Origin of the sequence: Pedobacter psychrophilus (assembly GCF_001652725.1) — a bacterium.
In the GTDB taxonomy this organism is placed as follows: Bacteria; Bacteroidota; Bacteroidia; order Sphingobacteriales; family Sphingobacteriaceae; genus Pseudopedobacter; species Pseudopedobacter psychrophilus.
In genome coordinates this window covers 503,931-521,090 of record NZ_LWHJ01000011.1, presented here as the reverse complement: position 1 = coordinate 521,090, position 17,160 = coordinate 503,931, and the positions used below count along the sequence as shown (strand labels likewise).

The 17,160-nt window shown below is 32.0% G+C and carries 9 protein-coding genes; 6 read left to right on the top strand and 3 right to left on the bottom strand.

All coding sequences use genetic code 11. The annotated features are described in order from the left end of the window. Positions 1-38: 38 nt before the first annotated feature. On the top strand, positions 39-2,771 hold the full coding sequence (locus tag A5893_RS02865; RefSeq protein ID WP_068821031.1) for a glycoside hydrolase family 95 protein: 2,733 nt from the start codon (positions 39-41) through the stop codon (positions 2,769-2,771). A 141-nt stretch (positions 2,772-2,912) separates the two neighbouring features. Here the strand turns inward: A5893_RS02865 and A5893_RS02860 are convergent, their stop codons facing one another. After that, entirely contained in the window at positions 2,913-5,474 is a 2,562-nt protein-coding gene (locus A5893_RS02860) for a T9SS type A sorting domain-containing protein (RefSeq protein ID WP_082911283.1), read from the bottom strand. A 106-nt stretch (positions 5,475-5,580) separates the two neighbouring features. After that, complete coding sequence (locus tag A5893_RS02855) at positions 5,581-8,271, bottom strand: glycoside hydrolase family 31 protein (protein ID WP_068821029.1); 2,691 nt, start codon at positions 8,269-8,271, stop codon at positions 5,581-5,583. A gap of 712 nt (positions 8,272-8,983) precedes the next feature. Here A5893_RS02855 and A5893_RS02850 point away from each other — a divergent pair. Beyond that, the gene (locus A5893_RS02850; protein ID WP_068821028.1) at positions 8,984-10,846 is read left to right on the top strand and encodes a heparinase II/III domain-containing protein; all 1,863 of its coding nucleotides are present in this window, start codon (positions 8,984-8,986) and stop codon (positions 10,844-10,846) included. Between the two features lie 279 nt (positions 10,847-11,125). Here the strand turns inward: A5893_RS02850 and A5893_RS02845 are convergent, their stop codons facing one another. Next, positions 11,126-11,791 carry a MarR family winged helix-turn-helix transcriptional regulator gene (locus tag A5893_RS02845; RefSeq protein ID WP_068821027.1) on the bottom strand — a complete coding sequence of 222 codons (666 nt, stop codon included), beginning with the start codon at positions 11,789-11,791 and terminating at the stop codon, positions 11,126-11,128. Positions 11,792-11,953: 162 nt separating this feature from the next. Between A5893_RS02845 and A5893_RS02840 the strand changes: the two genes are divergently transcribed. The 4 genes from A5893_RS02840 to A5893_RS02825 all read left to right on the top strand — a co-directional run bounded on the left by A5893_RS02840 (position 11,954) and on the right by A5893_RS02825 (position 17,153). Further along, positions 11,954-14,389: a TonB-dependent receptor gene (locus A5893_RS02840; protein WP_068821026.1), complete on the top strand. Its 2,436-nt coding sequence runs from the start codon at positions 11,954-11,956 to the stop codon at positions 14,387-14,389. A gap of 13 nt (positions 14,390-14,402) precedes the next feature. After that, entirely contained in the window at positions 14,403-14,894 is a 492-nt protein-coding gene (locus A5893_RS02835; protein ID WP_068821025.1) for a tryptophan-rich sensory protein, read from the top strand. Between the two features lie 146 nt (positions 14,895-15,040). Beyond that, complete coding sequence (locus A5893_RS02830) at positions 15,041-16,240, top strand: hypothetical protein (protein WP_068821024.1); 1,200 nt, start codon at positions 15,041-15,043, stop codon at positions 16,238-16,240. A gap of 265 nt (positions 16,241-16,505) precedes the next feature. Next, on the top strand, positions 16,506-17,153 hold the full coding sequence (locus tag A5893_RS02825; protein ID WP_082911282.1) for a gluconate 2-dehydrogenase subunit 3 family protein: 648 nt from the start codon (positions 16,506-16,508) through the stop codon (positions 17,151-17,153). Positions 17,154-17,160: the final 7 nt, after the last annotated feature.

Here is a 17,160-nt window from a genome sequence, read left to right as displayed (position 1 = left end):
AAAAATCACGAATTTTATATTTTCAGTTTCATTCCAACATGCAAAAAATATCATTAAAAAGTTTTAAGTTAATTGTTTACTGCCTGTTGTTTGTAACAAGTTTTCAAACTTTTGCACAAACAAAACAACCAGTTAAAACTTGGAAACTTTGGTATAATCAACCTGCGCCAGAAATCCCAATAATTTACAAGGATTCCTTAAACAAAACCAATTTAGTAGAAGCAACACCAGTCGATAACGCATGGGAGGCATGGTCTTTACCATTAGGAAACGGCTATTTAGGCGCTTCAGTATTTGGCAGAACAACAACAGAACGAATACAAATCACTGAAAATAGTATGGCTGCTAAAAGCCTATATGGAGGAGGTGGACTGACTAATTTTGCCGAACTTTATTTAGATTTTGACCATAATAACCCTAAAGATTATAAGCGAGATTTAATCCTAAATAAAGCAATATCAAGCGTACAATACAAAGAAGATGGAGTAAACTATAAAAGGGAATATTTTGCCAGCTATCCTGATAAAGTTTTGGTTATTAAGCTTTCATCAAATAAAAAATCAAAAATATCTTTCACTATAAGACCTGAGATTCCTTATCAAAAAGAATTTGGAAAAACATCTAATTTTAATGGAAGAAAAGGAACGGTAATCGCACAAGGTGATTTAATTATTTTATCAGGAAGTGCTGAATATTACGGAATCAAATTTGAAGGTCAGTTTAAAGTGATTGCCAAAGGAGGAAGCGTAAAGGCTATAAATGATAAAAATGGAGATAATGGCAAAATTGAAGTAAATAATGCAGATGATGTTACAATTTTAGTCGCTGTCGGAACAAATTATGTTTTGAAATCTAATGTCTTCATGGAGGATAATCCAAAAAAGAAATTGGCTGGGAATCCAGACCCACATGAAAAAGTAAACAAAATTATTCAAGAGGCATCCAAGAAAACATATCAACAACTAATTGAAAATCATGAGAAGGATTATACCAATTTGTTTTCAAGAGTTAATATTTCTTTGAATGCCAAAGTGCCTAATATCCCTACGGACCAATTGCTTACCAATTATAAAAAAGGAGAGATCGACTATTATTTGGAAGAACTGTATTTTCAATACGGAAGATACTTGCTCATCTGTTCATCAAGACCAGGTACTTTGCCTCCAAATTTACAAGGTATATGGAGCCAATACGATATTAGTCCTTGGACAGGAGGCTATTGGCATAATATTAATATCCAAATGAATTATTGGCCGGTTTTCAATACTAACCTTTCTGAATTATTCCAATCTTTTGTGGATTATAACGAAGCTTATAGAAATCAAGCAGAAGAATTAGCAGCAGCTTATATTAAAAAATATAATCCATTGGCCCTCTCCAAAAACAACGGGTATAATGGCTGGACGATTGGTACGGGTGCAAACGCTTATAGTATTGGTAGCCCAGGCGGGCATTCTGGCCCAGGAACAGGTGGCTTAACAGCAAAGTTGTTTTGGGATGAATATGATTTTACTCGCGATACCACTGTATTAAAAAATACTGTTTACCCCGCCATTACAGGAATGGCAAATTTTCTTTCTAAAGTGACTACAAAAAAAGGAGGATTGTTATTAACAGACCCTTCCTATTCTCCGGAACAAAGAAAGAATATTACTGGCGACCATTACCAAACCATAGGCTGTGCCTTTGACCAGGAAATGATATTCGAAAATCATAATGATGTTCTCAAAGCTTCAAAAATCCTTAACAAGGAAAATGATTTTATAAATGAAATAAAAGACCAAATTGGTAAACTAGATCCGATTGAAATAGGCACATCAGATCAAATTAAAGAATATAGAGAAGAGAATTTTTATGGGGAGATTGGCGACCCTCATCATCGACATATTTCACAATTAGTAGGCTTATATCCAGGAACAATCATCAATAGCAATACTCCAGCTTGGCTGGATGCAGCAAAAAAGACATTAAACTTAAGGGGTGATTTATCAACGGGATGGGCTATGGCGCATCGATTAAATCTTTGGGCAAGGGTTAAAGATGGTGATAGAGCGTATAAAATTTATCAAAATCTATTGCAAAAAGGCACATTAACTAATTTATGGGATACCCATCCTCCTTTTCAGATTGATGGAAATTTTGGAGGAACTGCAGGAGTAGCAGAAATGCTTTTGCAAAGCCATGAAGGTTATATTGATATTTTGCCTGCCTTACCAGAAAATTGGAACAAAGGGTTTTTTAATGGACTAATGGCGAGAGGAAACTTCGAAGTCTCTGCGGTATGGAAAAACAGTAATCCAACTGAAATCTCTATAAAATCAAATAAGGGCGGAATTTGTAAAATCCATTATATCAATATTGGGAAAGCAATCGTAAAATCACTTTCGGGTAAGCTAGTTTTAGTAAAAAATGATGAAGATGATTTTATCTCATTTGACACCAAACCTGGAGATATTTTCTTGATTAGCCATATCCCTGCTCATGAGTTGATAGAAAATCCTGAAAATATAAAAATCAATATCGAACCAAATTCTAAAATAGCCATTAACTGGGATGAGAGCAATAATAATTATACTCATAATGTGTATGTCCATTTTGGTAATTCTGGTAATTATGAATTGGTAAGAACAAAAATCAATACAAATTACACAGATTATGTATATCCAAAAGAAAAACCAAATGTGATTAAAATAACAGCTGTAAATCAATATGGAAAAGAAAGCGATGGAGTTTGTATTAGTGTTGATGAATTGAACAGCATGAAAAAATAAAATGTTAAGTTGAGAAAAAGAATCAAGTGACTATCTTTAGACCTGAATGATTTACAGTTAGACTAAAGATATTATCGGTCTAATTTTTTTAGAACGCATTTACAATGCTTGTTTTAAAACCCATTGTGAAATAAGACTTCTTTATCTCTTTATAAACTTTTCAACTAATTTCTCACCAGCTGACATTTCTACAACTATTGTATAAATGCCTATTGGTAAATCAGAAATATCAAGATTGATGTTGTTTAGTCCTTTAACCAATTTTTTAATCAAATTCCTTTGTATCATTCTACCATTTGCATCAATTATAGAAATTTTAGCTTGCTCATTATTTGAGGTAGAACTAATGGTTAAATTTAAATCTCTGACAGCCGGATTAGGATATATTATCAATTTATTAGCCTCTTTAATTGAAAAAGATACTGCTCTAATTTGCGAATAATCAATTTTTCCATCTAAATCTTTTTGTGATAAGTGATAATAGCTTGTGCCTAAAAATGGATTCTTATCATCGAAATAATACCTCTGTAAATCCACACTATTTCCATTATTTGTATTTGGAGCAACTGAACCAACTGTTTCAAAATGGATTCCATCTATTGAACGTTGTACTTCAAAACCTGCATTATTGGTTTCAGTTGCAGTTGTCCATGTTACAGCAACTAGGTTGTTCTGAACTTTAGCATTGAAGGCTACCAATTTAACTGGCAAAGCTCCATTAGCATAATTAAATGTAATTACTGGTCGTCTTTCATTGCTATTATTTAATAAATTACCAATAGTAGTATTTCCAGATGCAGTTACATATTTATAACCATTTGTTTTTCCACTATATGCTGGTTGAGGTCCAGAATTATCATAAATCCAATTGATGTCTGAACCACCAGATAAACTGCCATTTTGAAAATACTCTACAAACACAGCTAAGTTTCCACCAGTGTAAGTGAATGGTACTTGAAAAGCAATCTCTTTCCAACCACCAAAATTACTCACAATACTGGTTGCATCGCCACCATAAACTAAGGTTGATGGATTTGTAGCATCAGGAAGAATAGAATTCCAATCTAAATCACCAGCAGGAAATTGGTCACCTGATTCATTACGTAAATAAACCCTGAAACCTGCATTGTTTGGGATTGCCTGTGTACTAGGTGTGGTATTTGTGGTGGTGTTTTGTACTGCCCTACGAAATTTTAAACTGGTAATCACGGTATTTGCTGGAATGGTTGTGAGTAAACTAGTCGGATAAATCATCGCCCTACGACTTCTAGCGTTTGACACCGAAGGCTTAGTTTCGGCAGGGCCATAAAGAATACCAGCATTACTTTCACCAAGCCCATTTCCATTTCCATTACTGATAACTAGTGAAGAAACACCTGACGGAACGGTAGTTCCCGAGAATGAACTTTCAAAAGCTCCCATATCCACTGTTCCTGAAATTGGGCGAACATTACCTTCATAATCTGTTGGGTAACTGAATGCATTATTTCCTGCATTGATTGCTAAACTGCCATTCTGTAAATGAAAATCGGCTAAATTTGGATTGGTTGAAGGATTGACAAATTTCGGGTCTTGAATAATACTGTGGGTTCCTACCAATTCATAATTTGAACCTCCGTAAAAAATATTATAGTCATATAATAAATTAGTACTAGCGTTTAACCCGTTCATTTTCTTCCCAGGCCTGGCCACAATTATATTATTAACTATTCTCACATTATCAGCTTCTAGTGCATAAATATTAGGACTATTACTCTCTGGGCTTGCAGCATTCAGGTAAGACACATTATTGAAAATATCTGTATTATTCATTTTAAATGTATGGATGCCCGAACCTCCATTGTTAAAACAAATATTATTTGCCACTAAAGACTTTCCGTTATAATTAGCTTTAGGAATGTCTAGTATAATACCATTTCCATCGCTAATTTTGCAAACACTATAATAAGGTACATACAACCTATTCCCATAACATATATTATCTCTGACAACATTCCTATACGTAGTTGTATTATTATCAAAGTTGAAAAATTCATTAAATGTGATACCACTGGTTCCGTAAATGGTATACCAACTATTGTTATATACCCTGTTGCCGGTTACAGTTATATAATCACAATTTGCAAATGCCATCCCCTCTTTTGTACAATCGTGAACAATATTATTGGTAATTATAAGGTGATGGCTGCCAATGCCGTTGCTATTAGGTACAGTAATTCCTCCTCCGTTATATTTTGCTAAGGGATTAATAGAAGTTGCCGGATTCCCTACGGTAGGACAAACAACTTGGGCTTTTGCAGCAGTAGAATCTGCCGCTAAAGATAAATTAACACCATAGCCAGAAATTTCTAACCCATTAATAGTGATGTATGAGGTTCCGGGCTCAATATATATTAGTGCGTAAGTAGTAGCGTTTGCTTGAAGTTTTGGTAAGTGACCAGGGAAATTTGTATAAACTATTTGAGCAGAAGCATTTCCAGAGCGGTTAATATTGAAATTTCCGTAGGTACCATTCATAATGTAAACTATATCTCCCGGAAAGGTAAGATTCGCAGCTTTGCCGATAGTTTTAAATGCGCTCGCAATGGAAAGTCCAGTTCTCCCTGTACCATCACTTCCATTTATTCCATCTACATAGTAATTTGTTGCATAAGAATTTGTCACCATAAAAATAGTGGCGATACAGGTAAAAATATATTTCATATTTTGTTCTTAAAAAATGATGATTTTATGCATCATTACATATAAGAAGCTGGTATGGAGTACAGGATTATTAACTGTTAAAATCGCATTTTAAATAAAAAAAGTCTCAATTATCAACGATAGCTTTTAACATCTTTTTATTTTCTATTGAGATACCAAATTCTTCTATACTGGAATTTATTTTCTCGTAACCTGATAAAAAATCCCTAACCAAAGCATTATAGTTCTCTGGTTGATATTTAAGATTTAATTCCAATTCACCTAAATCAAAAAACTTTTGCGGAATTAAATCTATAGAAATCATTGTACGAAGAAGGTTAAGTGTTTTCTTTGCTTTTTTCATTTTCCCCTCCAATCCATTTATTTCATCGGGATTGATATCATACTTTACCTCAATATCCAATTTTTCAGCAGATTTAACATCTGGTATGTTTAAACGAACAGCCACCTCATCAATAAGATATTCCCAATTTCTTTCGCTCTTGTTTTCACTAGAAACTTTGGACAATAATTCTCCATTCAAAGTGATGCTTTTAGGCATCGCCAAACCTTTAAAATCAATCATGAAAGTTTTGGATGATGACATTCCATTAAAGCTTCCTTTATTAGCTGAAATTTGTAGCTTTTGACTGCTTTTATCATCTGCAAAAGTTTGAAATTCCCTTACTGCAAAAGCTCCAGTTTTATAATTTTCATCATCTCCTCCATCCTCATAAAAAGAACTTTTAGTATCTCCTCTACCAAAAACCTTCAAAATCAACGTATCACAATTATGTTTTAAATTGTTAATTTTTGGATAAGTAGGAATCACACTCCCGGCTTTCACATATACCGGGTATTCATCTAATGCGAAATGTTTTTGCAAATCTTGTTCTCCAGACAATTTCTCCCCGCCAAACCATGCTACCCAGTCTCCTTTTGGTAACCAGACCTTCTTAGTTGAAACGCTAGCTTTTGTAGGGCTAGTAATTGGAGCAATCAATAAATCATCTCCGAATAAATATTCTGTTTTGTTATTATAAGAGATTTTTTGGTTAGGATAATCATAGTACAAAGGCCTGCAAAGAGAAATTCCAGTGTCGTAAGTTTTACGAGCCATGGTATAAATGTATGGGGCTAATTCATACCTCAAGTTAATGTATTGACTGAGCACTTCGGCATATTTTGTGTCAAAATCCCATGGCAACCTGCTCATTTTAATACCAGTAGTGGAATGGGTCCTCAAAATTGGACTGAAAACGCCGTACTGTAACCAACGGGTATATAATTCAGGATTTGTTGAAAGTGTTTTATCGACAGAAGTATCTCTACTGGATAAGTGCCCACCGATATCATGGCTCCAGTAACCATACAACACATTAGACGCGGTAGCTGTAAAATAAGGTTCAAAAGCTAAACTCTCCCAAGATATAACTGCATCTCCTGAAAATCCTATCTGGTAACGATGATTGCCAAAACCGCCCCAACGATGGTAAATTAATGGTCTTGAGCTCTTCTGTTCTTGCATTTTAAGAAAGAAAACATGATTTAACCACCATGTGTTATCTAAATGTGAGAAATTTTTTGAGAATTTAAATTGTTGCCAATCAAGCCACCAAAAATCAACTCCTTGCTTTTCTAATGGGTTCAATATAACATCAAATAAGTTGTTCATATACTTTTTATTGTCTCCATCATAAGGAATATCTTTATAGCTCACTTCACCAAAAACATCCCATTTTGCAAATTCGTTATCTACCTCAGTTTTACGGGCAGATAACCCAGTAGTATCAAAATCCATTGCTTTGGCAAACACATTATATTTCTCTTCTGCTAATGGAATACCTGATGCTGGATGAAGATTTAATGTTACTTTTAAATTTTTATCTGCTGTCCATTTTAGAAATTTTTCTGGGTCTGGAAATAATCTTTTATCCCAAGTATAGCCTGTCCATCCCCTTCTTGAACCAGATAGGTCACGTCTTGGATTTTTGTCATAGGCACCTTTAGTGGGATGCCAATCCATATCAATCACTAATACATCTAATGGGATTTGATTGCTTTCAAAATCAGCGACCATCTTTCTTAAATCTTGATCAGAATATGCGTAATATCTACTCCACCAGTAACCAAAAGCAAATCGAGGTGGCAATGGAACTTTTCCCGCAATAAGGATATAATCATAAATTGCTTTTTTGTAATCAGAACCGTAACAGAAAAAATAAAAATCCTGCGAATGACCAAATTTTCTGTTTTTTACCCATGGAAGCTCTGAATTATCTAATAAATAGCTTTGGGAATCATCCAACAAAAACCAGCCATCAGTAGATAATAACCCATCTTCTAATTCTAATTTTTTGCTATGATCGGCATCTGCAAATTCACCGTTAAAATTATCCAAAGTTTTAGCCGTTCCTTTTAAGTTTCCTAAATTTTTAACAGATAAATCCCACTTAAAATCACCTTTTACTGCTTTAATTTCTAAATTTTTCGGATTAAACCTTTCATTACTTTTTTTATAAATGAGTTCAAATTTATCTGTTTCAATGATGAGCCTTTTCCCACTATTCTTTACTTTAAAATCTGGTTTATCTAAATTTCTATTGAGCACAACCTGAGTGGCTTCATCCTCGAAAACACCCAAGCTATCCCACTCCATTCTTATCAAACCAGATGTTAAAACTGTAAATCGAGCATTATCAACTTTTATTACTGATGAGGGATTTGAGATTGGATTGTTTTGAGCTTTTAATGCTGAAATATTTAGAATTAGTATAAGCAGTATTATTTGGTAAGTATTAAAATTTGCTATTTTCATTATAAAAAATTTCTTATTTGTAGCTAGGATTTATGTTTTGAATTCTCATGATTACAAATGAAAAGGGATAAAAGAGTATATGGTAATTATTTATTTTGCCTTCTAATACAGAGACTAAATTGATTATATTTCAGCTTAATGTATTCAGACTTTAAAACATTTATTTATTTTTCATCATAATTATTCAATGGAGTTTGGTTTTTCATTTGAAAAAAACATACATAAAGTAAACTTCAAAAAAGCTCAATAAAACCTTTCATAGTTAAATCCTCATTTAAAATTTTATCAAAATATTTTTTATTCTTTAATCCGCTTAATATACTTTTTCCGCTTCTCAATTCTTATTCTTTCATGCCCAACTATATTTAAAATATTATTATATGATTATATAAAATAGTTATTTTCATAACATTAAATCATAATTTCTGAATTACAAATAGTATAATTAAACCGCTTAACTGTTTTTATCTAAAAATAAGCGGATTAAAAAATTATTTTAATTCCCTACTCCTCATACGTTATAAATTTGTATCTAATAAAATAATGAATAAGGATGAGATAAAAATATAATTTACCTCTAAAGTTTGTATTATTATTATTCACTACATGGTAAAGTTAAGCTACTATTTACTAGCATCTGTTTTATTACATTTGATTTTATCGGACTAAAAAGAATTTACCAATCGTTAATAACCACTATTTTAAAACTTATATGTTACGTAACATCGTACAATCCCTAATCGTTTTGCTTTTTTTTATTCAATCCATAAAAGCACAAATTAATGTACCAGAGAATCCATTAGCTAATCTTCAAAAATATCATCCTCGTTTATTGTTGAAATCATTTGATGAGTTCGATGATCTAAATAAGAAGGCTTTAACCGATGAATTTATCATGGATTGCAGAAAAAATATTTTGCTTAATGCGGATTCTATTTTAAGTGCCCCTGTTTGTAAATACGAAATACCTGACGGTTTAAGATTATTAACAATGAGCCGATTGGTACTTAACCGTACTTATGTTTTAAGTATGGCTTACAGGCTTACTAAAAATAAAAAATATGCCGAAAGACTTTGGAAGGACCTGCTCTCTGCTTCCCAATTTCCTGATTGGAATCCTTATCACTTCTTAGACGATGCAGAAATGACCCATGCATTTGCAATAGGTTACGATTGGCTTTTTGATGTATGGAATACAGACCAAAAAAAAGTGATCAAGCAGGCTATTCTTGATAAAGGATTAAGCCGAGGGCTTTTATATTATGACAAATTGGTTCCAGACAAAGGAATGATTGTAAATTTTCCATTATCAAACAGTAACTGGAATTCTGTTTGTAACGCTGGAATGAGCATGGGTGCCTTGGCAATAGCAGATGAAGAACCGCTAGTTGCTTCTAAAATTATAAAAAATGCATTAAAAAGTATCCCTTTGGCATTAGAAGCCTTTGCTCCCGACGGTGGTTTTGCTGAAGGTCCTGGATATTGGTCATATTCAATGAAATATAATGTTGCTTTGATGGCTTCACTAGAATCTGCTTTGGGAACCGATTTTGGTTTAAGTGAAATGCCCGGCTTATCAGTAACTGGCAATTTTGTATTAGCCATGAGCGGAGCTACTGGTTACCCTTATACCTATGCAGATGCTTGGCTAGAAAAGGTTGATAATCCAGTTCTTTTTTGGCTATCCAAAAAGTATAACAACCCACTATATTTCTCTTATTTAAAATCAGTAAGCACAAAATCTGTTTTAGACATGATTTGGTACAATCCCCATTCTCAACAAAACAGCATTCCATTAGATAATAGTTTTTCAAAAATAAATGTTGCCTCATTGAGAAGTGCCTGGAATGATAAAAATGCGTGGTTTGTGGGCATTAAAGGTGGTTATAACCAAGACAACCACTCACATTTGGATTTGGGAAGTTTCATTCTTGAAAGAAATGATATAAGATGGTTTACAGATTTTGGAGCTGAGAGTTATAACGTACCCAGTTATTTCGACAAAAATAAAACAAGATGGACCTATTATCGTGTAAGAGCAGAAGGCCATAATACATTAGTTATTAATCCTGACCAAAATCCTGACCAAAATTTATTTGGCAGAGCACCCATTACTTTTTTTAAATCAGAGAATAATAAGTCATTTGCAATATTAGATTTAAAAGATGCCTACACAGGTAAAGTATTATCCGCACAACGTGGTTTTGCACTTATAAATAAAAATCATGTAGTTATTCAGGATGAGATACGGACAGAAAAACCTTCAGAGTTATTTTGGTTTGCCCATACTCCAGCCATTATTTCATTATCTAAAAACGGTAAAAGTGCTACTTTGAAAAAAGACGGCAAATTTTTAAAAGTTGAATTAATTAGTCCTGCTAATGCGAAATTTGAAATTATGGAACCTAAACTGCTGCCTAGTTCTATTCAATCAGAGGGTAATGATAAAAATGCGGGGTTTAAAAAATTATCTATCCATTTAACCAACGTAATTGAAGCAACGATTACAGTTGCCATTTCTGATAAGGGGGGATCTAAAAACAAAGTGGTTGTCAAACCTTTAAGTAAATGGTAAATTAATTAGTTTTTATATTACTAAATAAACTGATATAAAGCTATTAGTAAACCATCAAATTATGGTTTTAATAACGAAATTAAGTAATTTAACTTGAAAAAAAATAAGGTGTTTAGAATATAAACAATATATGTTTAGAAGTTGAATAGAATTTAAAACCATATTTATTATTAAATATGCTTTCCCAAATATCACCATTAATATTTATATGGTTTTTGGTGAAATATAATTTTTAAACATCAGTAACGCTAATTTTTTTACTTTTAAATCAAATAGACTTTAGAAGCCAATTAACTGTTTTCTGAGATTTTCCAAATTTGAATCAATATGAGTTCTATGATAGTTTTCCAACTTCATTAAAATATAATGTAATGCTTTCTTTTCCGATTCATCAAGAACTTTTGTAATCTCTTTTGATACAATTTCCATCTGACTAAATGTTGAAAATAATATTACTCTTCCCTTATCGGAGAGTTTTAAAAGTTTACTCCTTTTATCACCACTATTTACTTCCTCAGATACTAATTTGGCATTTACTAATCTCTTTATAATTTCTATCCCTGTCGATTTTTCAAATATCATTGTGTTAATTAATTCAGTCTTTGTGCAACCTTCAAAACTACTAAGGGTTGCCAAAAATGTAAACTCTTCAAGACTTAGTTTACTAGTATGCTCTAATGCCACTTTAGAGTACATTCTACTGTAACGGTACATTAATCCATTCAAAATTCCAATTCCATTATCAATATTTGAGACTGAATCCTGAGTTAACTTTTCTGCACCGCCAAATTTATTATTGTTTGATAGGTTTGTGGTAGATAGATTTTGTTGTTGATGCATATTTAGCCAGATTATAAATGATTCATAATCTTTGAGATTGTCTGTAGATTCATAATAATTTTCGAGTTTATTAAGCAACACTTTTAGCAAATCAAACTTTTCCATATCATTTCAAATATAACAATTTTGTTCCATTAATTAAGTTTATAGCTGTATTTAAAACTTATTTGAAACAATTATATTGTTTTATTATAAAAATTAATGCAATAATGTTTTAATATTAAAACATTATTGTTTTACTTTGTATAAAACTAAAACAATATAGATATGATTATTAAATTTACAATCTTTATTTTTCTAACACTATTTTATGTTAATTCTTTTGCTCAAACCGAGGGAATTATTACGGGTAATGTGAAAGATAAAAATACACAAGAAACAATTATTGGCGCATTGATTAGTGTTGAGAACACAAGTATTGGAACACCAACTGATATTGATGGAAACTTTAGGATAAAAGTTCCATTGGGAACTTTAACTACTAAAGTTTCATTCATAGGTTATGAATCTCAGCTTAAATTCAATGTAGTAGTATCGGCAGGAAATCCCCAAGTGGTAAATTTCGAACTTTTACCAACCTCAACAAGTTTATCGGAAGTAAAAGTAGTTTTTGATAGGGGTAAATCTGCCATTGCTACAGATATGATTACACCATTATCAGTGCAATCCTTAACAACTGAAGAGATAAAAGCTAGTCCAGGTGGAAACTTTGATGTTTCTAAAGTTATACAAACTTTACCAGGAGTTGGAGGAAGTAGCGGTGGAGCGCAAAGAAATGACATCATCATTAGAGGTGGTGCTCCAAATGAGAATGTTTATTATTTAGATGGCGTTGAAATACCTGTAATAAATCACTTTCAAACTCAAGGCAGTAGTGGTGGCGCACAAGGCATTTTGAATGTTGCCTTTATTGAAGATTTAAAACTCAGCTCTTCTGCATTTGATGCCAAATATGATAACGTACTTGCATCCACATTCATTATTAAACAAAAAGAAGGGAACAAAGAAAGACTAGCAGGTAATGCGAGGGTAAGTTTTACTGAATCTGTTGCTACGTTAGATGGTCCTTTGAATAAAAAAACTACCTTTTTATTTAGTCTTCGAAAATCCTATTTAGACTTTTTGTTTAAAGCATTGGACTTTCCCATCCGACCTAATTTTTACGATTCTCAATTTAAGGTTTCAGGAGAATTGAATAAAAAAACTACATTTTCAATTATAGGTATTGGAGCTATTGACGAATTTAAATTTGCTAATGTTAAAGAATCCACTCTTGAAAAAACATTTCTTACACGTTCATTACCTTTTATTAATCAATGGAACTATACCGGAGGTTTTACCATTAAGAAAAAGCTAAATAATGGCTATATGAATTTTATTTTGAGTAGAAATGCTTTTGATAACCAATTAGAAAAGTATGAAGATGGTGAGAAAGATGAAATTAAAAAAACTTTAAATTTATCTTCACGAGAAATTGAAAACAAAGCAAGATTTGATTTTAATAAATATGTAAACGGTTGGAAATACAGTTTCGGAACCTCAGTACAATATGTAAATTACAAAACCGATATTTTTAGTATTGAAGCTAACGAAGTTAGAGACAGTAATGGAAATATTATAACACCTCAAAAAATAACGGCTTTTAAAAATGATATTGATTTTTTTAAGTATGGGGCATTTGCAAAAACTGCCAAGAACTTTTTCCAAGATAAACTATTAATCTCAGCAGGAATCAGAACCGACCTAAATTCATTTACAAATTCAGGCTATAATCCTTTAAAAAGTTTGTCTCCAAGAATCTCATCTAGTTACCATATTAATCAAAAATGGGATATAAATGCATCGGTTGGCTCCTATTTTAAGATACCAACATATACTTCGTTAGGGTTTAAAAATCAGGATAATGTATTGATTAATAAAAATGCAAAATACATTAGGTCTGATCATTATGTTTTAGGAACACAGTTTTTGCCTAATGAAGGCTTTAGAATAACTTTTGAATCTTTTTACAAAAGGTACAGTAATTATCCTGTTTCCTTTGATACGGGTATTTCTTTAGCTAACCAAGGAACAGATTTTGGCTCTATTGGAAGTGAGAGGATTGAAAGTAATGGAAAAGGCAAAACTTATGGTTTCGAGCTATTTCTTCAGCAAAAATTGGTCAATAAATTATTTTATGTGTTAAGTTATACTTTTGTAAGGAGTGAATTTAGTGGCTTAAATCAAAAATTAGTTCCTTCTTCTTGGGATAATAGAAATCTGATTTCTTCTACATTGGGTTATAAAACCACTAGAGGTTTTGATTTAGGATTAAAATATCGATATGCTGGGGGCTCACCCTATACTCCTTTTGATGAAAATTTATCAAGAGCGAATTATCAGTTATTAGGAGTGGGTACTATAGATTATCAAAGATTAAACAATCTGAGATTATCGGCATTTAATCAGCTTGATTTTAGAGTTGATAAAAATATTAATTTTAAACGTACGTCCTTGAATCTTTATTTGGATATCCAAAACATACTCTTCTTTAAAAACCAAAGCAACCCTGATTATACTTTTAAAAGAACTTCTGATAACAGTGCATTTTTGACGACCGATGGAAAACAAATAGCTCCAGATGGTTCAAATGCAATTCCGGTCATCTTAGAAAATAAGGAAGTGACCATCACCCCAAATATTGGTTTTATTTTTGAATTTTAATATAGATATAACAATGAACAATTTTAACAGAAAAGGGCTTATAATTAATTTAAGTATATTCTTGATTTTAGTATTAATTATAAATGGATTACTTTTTGGCTTTGGATGGGACACAAACCCTGATGCGGCAAGATTAAAAGAACCTTATATAGATCCTTCTGGTACTTTGATAGGTTCAGTTTGGGTTGTTTTGACATTGATTTTGAGTTTAGCAAGGTGGCTCACTCTTGAAAAACTTACTATTAAACAATTAGAGTTAAGACGAAAAATAACCCTTCTACTTATTTTATGCATTTCTTATCCATTATATACTCTGGCAATAAGTGGACTTGTAGGAATTTATGCAGGTCTATTAGTAAACATCATCATATTATCGGTAATCATTTATATATTGATAGTGAACAAATCATTAGTAAATAGATTTGGATTGTTAGTATTACCTGTGTTTTTTTGGGTGATTTTTGCCACAACAGTAATTTTAAGCGAGTTGGATATAATATTCTAACTTATCAAATCTTTAAGGCACTATTCTAATCCATCAGGTAATTTTACGCTTTTAATCAATTGAGACAAAATAATTATTTATAAACAACTGTACTCCAATCAATTAATTGTGTTGTAATATTCTCAATTTATTAAACAATTAAAATTATGCGAAAAAGATTTCACATTAAACCAATATTGGCTGCTATGCTAATTTTGGGAACAGTATCCTGCACAAAAAATGGTGCAGAAAAAAGTAATGTACTAGATGAAAGTTCTATTGATGACAAAAAAATTAAAACTGAAGCCGTTACCGGACTTGTATTTCAATCTAGATTTGACAATGCAGCCTCTGGCTTCACAAACACTAGCAATCTAATCCGAATTGTAAACGTTAGTACGAATATTCAAGATATTTTAGGTGCGACGGCAGGTCTGGACAATAGCGATTGGGACTATAATCTAGAGACACCCACAGTTTATGGATTTTCTGATTTCAGAATTAATTATGAAGGAGGCTCAAGTACAGACCGTTATGCCCAATTAGTTACCTATCCAGCCGGATCAACTAATAGAAATTTGCAGTTTGTTATAAAAAATGCAACTGTTCCCGTTACTGGTGGCACAAAAGGTAGAGTAGCAACGGATCTTTTTTCTAAAAGCCGAGATCCAATTAATCCTTCACCAACAACACCATCAGGAATTAAGCAATATAAACAAGAAATTAAATTCTTTATTCCGCCGAGCTGGTCTACTTTAACCGATTTTACTTTTGTACAAGGTGATTTTTTATTACTGTTTGAATTTGGCATTTGGCAAGCAGTTACTGGATCTGATGGTAATGCAGATAAAAGTCCTTTTAGGGTAAGATATGATATCAAGACAAAAGGAACAGCAAATACAGGTAGAAAAATTGTTTTTGAAATGACTGGTGAAGACTTGACAAATAATGGATTCGTACAAGCTTGGAAAGCCACTCCGTTAAATAATACAGATTTTCCAATTGAACCTGGAAACTGGTATCAAGCAGAGATTTATGTTAAAGAAGGCGGGCCATCAACTGGAAGAGCTACTCTTGCTTTACGGAAATTAGGTTTTGTTAACAATGGCTTTACATATCCAGCTTATACAAAAGTATTTGATTCTAAAGCGCAGGTAGCAACAGCTGGAACAAACCGTGTAGTTGGAAAGAAGAATGGAGTTATAATTGCTGACAATGTTACAACTGGCTTTACAAATTTTGCTCCAATGAAGCTATACGGGAATAATAACGTTGTTGATGGTCAATTTGTAGATTCTAACCCACTACAGATTTGGTTCGATGACCTTACCATAAAAACAAATGTAGCGTCATCAATTTTCCCATAAAAAAATCTAGTCGTATAGAGTGATTATATATGATATATAAAAGAAGAGAGTCAGTTTAAATTTGCTCTCTTCTTTATAATTTATTAATAAGAAAAAATATATTTCTATAAAATATTTTGTTAAACTCTTCACTTCGGAATTCAAATAAACATCAAAATATCATTATATCTTAAGGGATAATTATCAAAATCTTTTATTATATAAGCCTTAAAAAGAAGCGTGTATAAGCTATCAAACTAACTGAGTTATCTAGCACACAATTTTGATGATTACCAAATCAACCTTGCTTGAAAATGTTTTTAGTATAATCTCATTTAATACTATCTATATATCTATTTTGGGTAGTACTCCTTTAGAGTTAAAGCTTTGTATTATATATGACTATAAATTGCATATAACCATGACCCGTAGAGAAAATATTAAACAACTATTTTTACTACTAGGAAGCAGCCTTCTATTTCCAAGCTGTTTTGAAGTTGGAGGGTTAATTTCTAGCAAATTGCTTCATATTAAGCTTACTGTTAACCAAGAAAATATATTTATTGATTATATTCATAACCTAATACCTTCTACTGAAACTTACGGTGCAAAAGAATTAAAATTAGATGCCTTTATCTTAAAAATGTTTGATGATTTATATTCAGAAATTGAACAAAAAAAGCTAAAAAAAGGCTTTAATGAATTAGAAAAAGTATATGAAAAATCGATCACTATAAACGCTTCTGCCAAAAAATCATTTTATAAAAATTTAAATAAATCACAACTGCACAATCAGGAGTTACAGTTCTTTCTAAATGAAACCTACAAATGGGCACTGATAGGCTACCAAGATTCTGAATATGTAATGACCAAACTGATACCTTATGAATTAGTTCCAGGTCATTATTATGGATGCGTAAATATAAAAGCTTAAGATTTTA

What these genes read in the sequence shown, in the direction of transcription:
- A5893_RS02865 (WP_068821031.1), top strand. Translation starts at nt 39, where the DNA reads ATGCAAAAAATATCATTAAAAAGTTTTAAGTTAATTGTTTACTGCCTG.
- A5893_RS02860 (WP_082911283.1), bottom strand. Translation starts at nt 5,474, where the DNA reads ATGAAATATATTTTTACCTGTATCGCCACTATTTTTATGGTGACAAAT.
- A5893_RS02855 (WP_068821029.1), bottom strand. Translation starts at nt 8,271, where the DNA reads ATGAAAATAGCAAATTTTAATACTTACCAAATAATACTGCTTATACTA.
- A5893_RS02850 (WP_068821028.1), top strand. Translation starts at nt 8,984, where the DNA reads ATGTTACGTAACATCGTACAATCCCTAATCGTTTTGCTTTTTTTTATT.
- A5893_RS02845 (WP_068821027.1), bottom strand. Translation starts at nt 11,791, where the DNA reads ATGGAAAAGTTTGATTTGCTAAAAGTGTTGCTTAATAAACTCGAAAAT.
- A5893_RS02840 (WP_068821026.1), top strand. Translation starts at nt 11,954, where the DNA reads ATGATTATTAAATTTACAATCTTTATTTTTCTAACACTATTTTATGTT.
- A5893_RS02835 (WP_068821025.1), top strand. Translation starts at nt 14,403, where the DNA reads ATGAACAATTTTAACAGAAAAGGGCTTATAATTAATTTAAGTATATTC.
- A5893_RS02830 (WP_068821024.1), top strand. Translation starts at nt 15,041, where the DNA reads ATGCGAAAAAGATTTCACATTAAACCAATATTGGCTGCTATGCTAATT.
- A5893_RS02825 (WP_082911282.1), top strand. Translation starts at nt 16,506, where the DNA reads ATGATTACCAAATCAACCTTGCTTGAAAATGTTTTTAGTATAATCTCA.